Origin of the sequence: Streptosporangium minutum, assembly GCF_002149035.1 — a bacterium.
In the GTDB taxonomy this organism is placed as follows: domain Bacteria; phylum Actinomycetota; class Actinomycetes; order Streptosporangiales; family Streptosporangiaceae; genus Streptosporangium; species Streptosporangium minutum.
Genome location: NZ_NGFP01000438.1, coordinates 1 through 3,239, shown reverse-complemented (window position 1 = coordinate 3,239; position 3,239 = coordinate 1). Strand labels below are relative to the sequence as shown.

Below are 3,239 nucleotides of genomic sequence, written 5' to 3'. Positions count from 1 at the left end.
TGCTTGAGGTAGGGGTCGGGTTCCATCCGCGCCACCCAGGCGGTCAGGTCGACCGCGACCTGCTCGTAGGCGATCGTGGTCTCCAGCACCGAGGCCAGCCCGGGCAGCAGCCAGTTGACCGCCTTTTGCTGCTGGGCCTCGATGTAGCGGACCCGGGCCAGCTGCTGCTTGACGGCCGGGTCGGGGCAGTGCCGGTTGAACTGGTGGCTGAACAGGATCGCCTCCACCTCGATGCCGTTCATCGCGATGATCCGGCAGCGGGTGTAGGGATCGCTGTGGTCGGGATCGATCGGCGTGACATTCAGCTCACGCCAGTTGCGCAACTGCTTGTCGAGCGGGATTCCCCGCTCCTGCAAGGGGTTGAAGGTCATCTGCCTGTGCTCCTTCGAGCCGGATGAGCTGCTGTGATGTCGATCGCATGCCCGGCGTACCCGCCGCCTGTGCCCGCAATCTCCCCCCGTGTCGCTTCGGGCTCCGGAGTTGGTAAGGGCTCAGGCAAACGCGCGTGGCCCAAACCGCCGGGGGTAGGCACTGCCGTAGCCGAAGGGAGAGCGACATGACTGAGCACCGCACGGTGCCCGAGACGATGAGCGAGAGCGACGTCGTCGACCTGCTGCTGGCCCAGCACGCGCTGATCCGGGACCTGTTCGACGAGGTGGAGCAGGCGCCCGCCGATCAGCGGGCGGAGGCCTTCACCCGCCTGGTCCGGTTGCTTGCCGTACACGAGACCGCCGAAGAGGAGGTCGTGCACCCCTACGCCCGTCGCAAGCTCGACGGCGGGGAGGCGGTCGTCGAGGACCGCCTGGAAGAGGAGAACCAGGCCAAGCAGTTGCTCATGGAGATGGACAAGGCCGGCGTCGAAGCCCCCGGCTTCATGGAGAACCTGGCTCTGCTGCGAGGCGCGGTGACCGCGCACGCGCGCAGTGAGGAACGCTACGAGTTCACGCAACTGCGCGCCCGCACCAGTGCGGCCGAGCGCCGCAGCCTGGCGGTCGGCGTGAAGGCGGCTGAGGCCATGGCGCCCACCCACCCCCACCCGGGCACGGAGACGGCGACCAAGAACGTGCTCGTCGGCACCCCGATCGCGATGATGGRCCGGGCCCGCGACGTGATCCGCCAGGCCATGGGCAAGCAACCCTGACCCAGGGCCCGGGGGAGCACCGGGTCGAGCCGCCGGCTGCCCCGCACACGGGCGGAACGCGGCGAACAGGGCCGAAGCGCCGTGACCGTCCAGTGGTTCGGCGCTTTCGATCACAGATGGCGGCTGGCGGTTCGAGCCTTCCGGTACCCCGTTGTCAGGTGCGCCTCAGCGTCAGCCACGCACCGGTGATCGTCACCATGACCGCCACGACCGTGCCGAGCACGCCGTAGGACAGGGCGCCCACGATGACGCCGGCGGCCACCGCGCCGGTCGCGCCGCAGACGTTCATCAGCAGATCCGACAGGCCCTGTACGGCGGGGCGGTGCTCCAGCGGCACGGCCTCGCTGAGCATCGCCGAGCCGGCGATCAGCCCGCAGGACCAGCCGGCGCCGAGCAGGGCCAGGCCGGCCGACACCTGCGTGACGCCGTGCGGCCCGGCCGTGCCGGCGAGGACGGCGGCGGCGAGCAGCAGGCCCATGCCGATCCTCAGCACCGGGACCCGGCCGATCCGGTCGGCCAGCCAGCCGATCAGCGGGGAGAGGACGTACATGCCGGCGATGTGCAGGCTGAGCACGATCCCGATGACCCAGTTCGGCGAGCCGCCGTGGTCGAGGTGGACCGGGGTCATGGACATGACCGACACCATCGCGGTGTGGCTGACCGCGATCGCGACGAGAGCCCGCACCGCGGCCGGCGCCCGGCGCAGGGCCTGCCAGGCGGTGCGCAGGGTCCCCCTGGCCCGCGCGGCGGGCACGGTCGCGGCGGGAGCGGAGGCGGGGGCGACCGAGCGGGCCAGCAGCAGCGGGTCGGGACGCAGGCCGATCACGATGACGGCCAGCGCGATCGCGAAGGCCAGCAGGGAGAGCGCGAACGGGCCGGTGTCCGGGGCGAGGCCGAGGCTGCGGCCGAGGTGGTCGGCCGGTTCGGCGAGGTTCGGGCCGGCGACCGAGCCGATCGTGGAGGTCCACACCACCCACGAGAGGTGCCGGGCCGAGTGTCCCGGAGGGGACAGGTCGGTCGCGGAGTAGCGGGAGGCCAGGCTGCCCGCGCTCGCGCCGCCGAACAGCACCAGCCCGGCCAGCATCAGCGGCCACGAGCGGACGCTGATGGCGACCACCGTGATCAGGCAGCCGAGCAGGGCGCAGCCGTAGGCCAGGGCCAGCCCGGTCCGGCGTCCGCTCCTGCCCGCGGCCCTGGCGGTGGGCAGGGCCAGCAGCGCGGCCCCGAGCACGGACGCGGTCCCGGCCAGCCCGCTGATCGACACGGAGCCGGAGAGCCGGGCGACCACCAGCGAGCTGAAGGCGAAGCCCACCGCGACCCCGACCCCGCTGGTGATCTGCGCGACGGACAGGACGGCGAGCGTCCGTCGCTGGACGACGGCGATTTGCCCCCCAACCATGGGGGAAATGTCGGTATTTATGGGGATTTTGGTCACGAGCAAAGTCTGTCATCACTCATGACGAGCCCCACGGAGGCGGGTGACCCACGACGAGACCCGCGGGCAGGGGCGCCGGCGGCCGGGACGGACGCTCAGCCGACCGGGGCGAAGGTGTCGAAGAAGGTCCGCAGTAGCGGGGCGTTCCTCTCCCACTCCAGGTCCTGCGTCGCGAACGTGATCTGGTAGGCGGTCTCGCCGTCGAGCGCGACATAGCGGGTCAGCCCGTGCATGGGCACGCTGTCGCGCCGGACGTAGGTGTATTCCCAGTCGGCCGCGTTCCACGTGCCGTACCGCACGGGCGCGACCCCGACCTCGATGTATTCGTCCAGGCCCTTCTTGCTCGCCCGCCTCAGCGCGGTCACCGGATCGGCGACCGGCGCCTTGGCGACCACGATGCTCCGCCCGCTGTCCTTCGGGCCGGAGAAGACGGCCGAGCCGTCCTCCCCCGTCTTCACCGTCCAGCCCTTGGCCACCGCGCCGGAGACGCCGCCCCCGCTCAGCGTCCTGAACCCCTCCGGGACCTCGCCGACCGCCCGCGACGGCGACACCGGGTCGGCCGGCGCGGAGGCCGTCGGAGACGGGCCCGGAGCCGCCGTGCCGGAGGCGTCCCCGGGCAGCAGGACGAGCAGCGCGGCGGCCAGCACGGCCACCGCCCCCACC

3 protein-coding genes and 1 pseudogene are annotated in these 3,239 nt (G+C 72.1%); 1 reads left to right on the top strand and 3 read right to left on the bottom strand.

The features are described 5' to 3' along the window. Nucleotides 1-371: pseudogene (locus tag CA984_RS43220) on the bottom strand (hypothetical protein); the annotation flags it as partial. Between the two features lie 185 nt (nucleotides 372-556). On the opposite strand from CA984_RS43220, the gene CA984_RS43215 reads away from it, so the two are divergent. Continuing rightward, a complete protein-coding gene (locus CA984_RS43215; protein ID WP_242676496.1) occupies nucleotides 557-1,141 on the top strand; it encodes a hemerythrin domain-containing protein in 585 nt (194 codons plus the stop codon). Between the two features lie 154 nt (nucleotides 1,142-1,295). Here the strand turns inward: CA984_RS43215 and CA984_RS43210 are convergent, their stop codons facing one another. Together CA984_RS43210 and CA984_RS46875 are read right to left on the bottom strand one after the other, a co-directional pair. Continuing rightward, nucleotides 1,296-2,540: an MFS transporter gene (locus CA984_RS43210; protein WP_242676495.1), complete on the bottom strand. Its 1,245-nt coding sequence runs from the start codon at nucleotides 2,538-2,540 to the stop codon at nucleotides 1,296-1,298. Nucleotides 2,541-2,671: 131 nt separating this feature from the next. Continuing rightward, nucleotides 2,672-3,239: hypothetical protein (locus CA984_RS46875; protein WP_165781641.1), on the bottom strand; the 568-nt coding region annotated here is incomplete at its 5' end.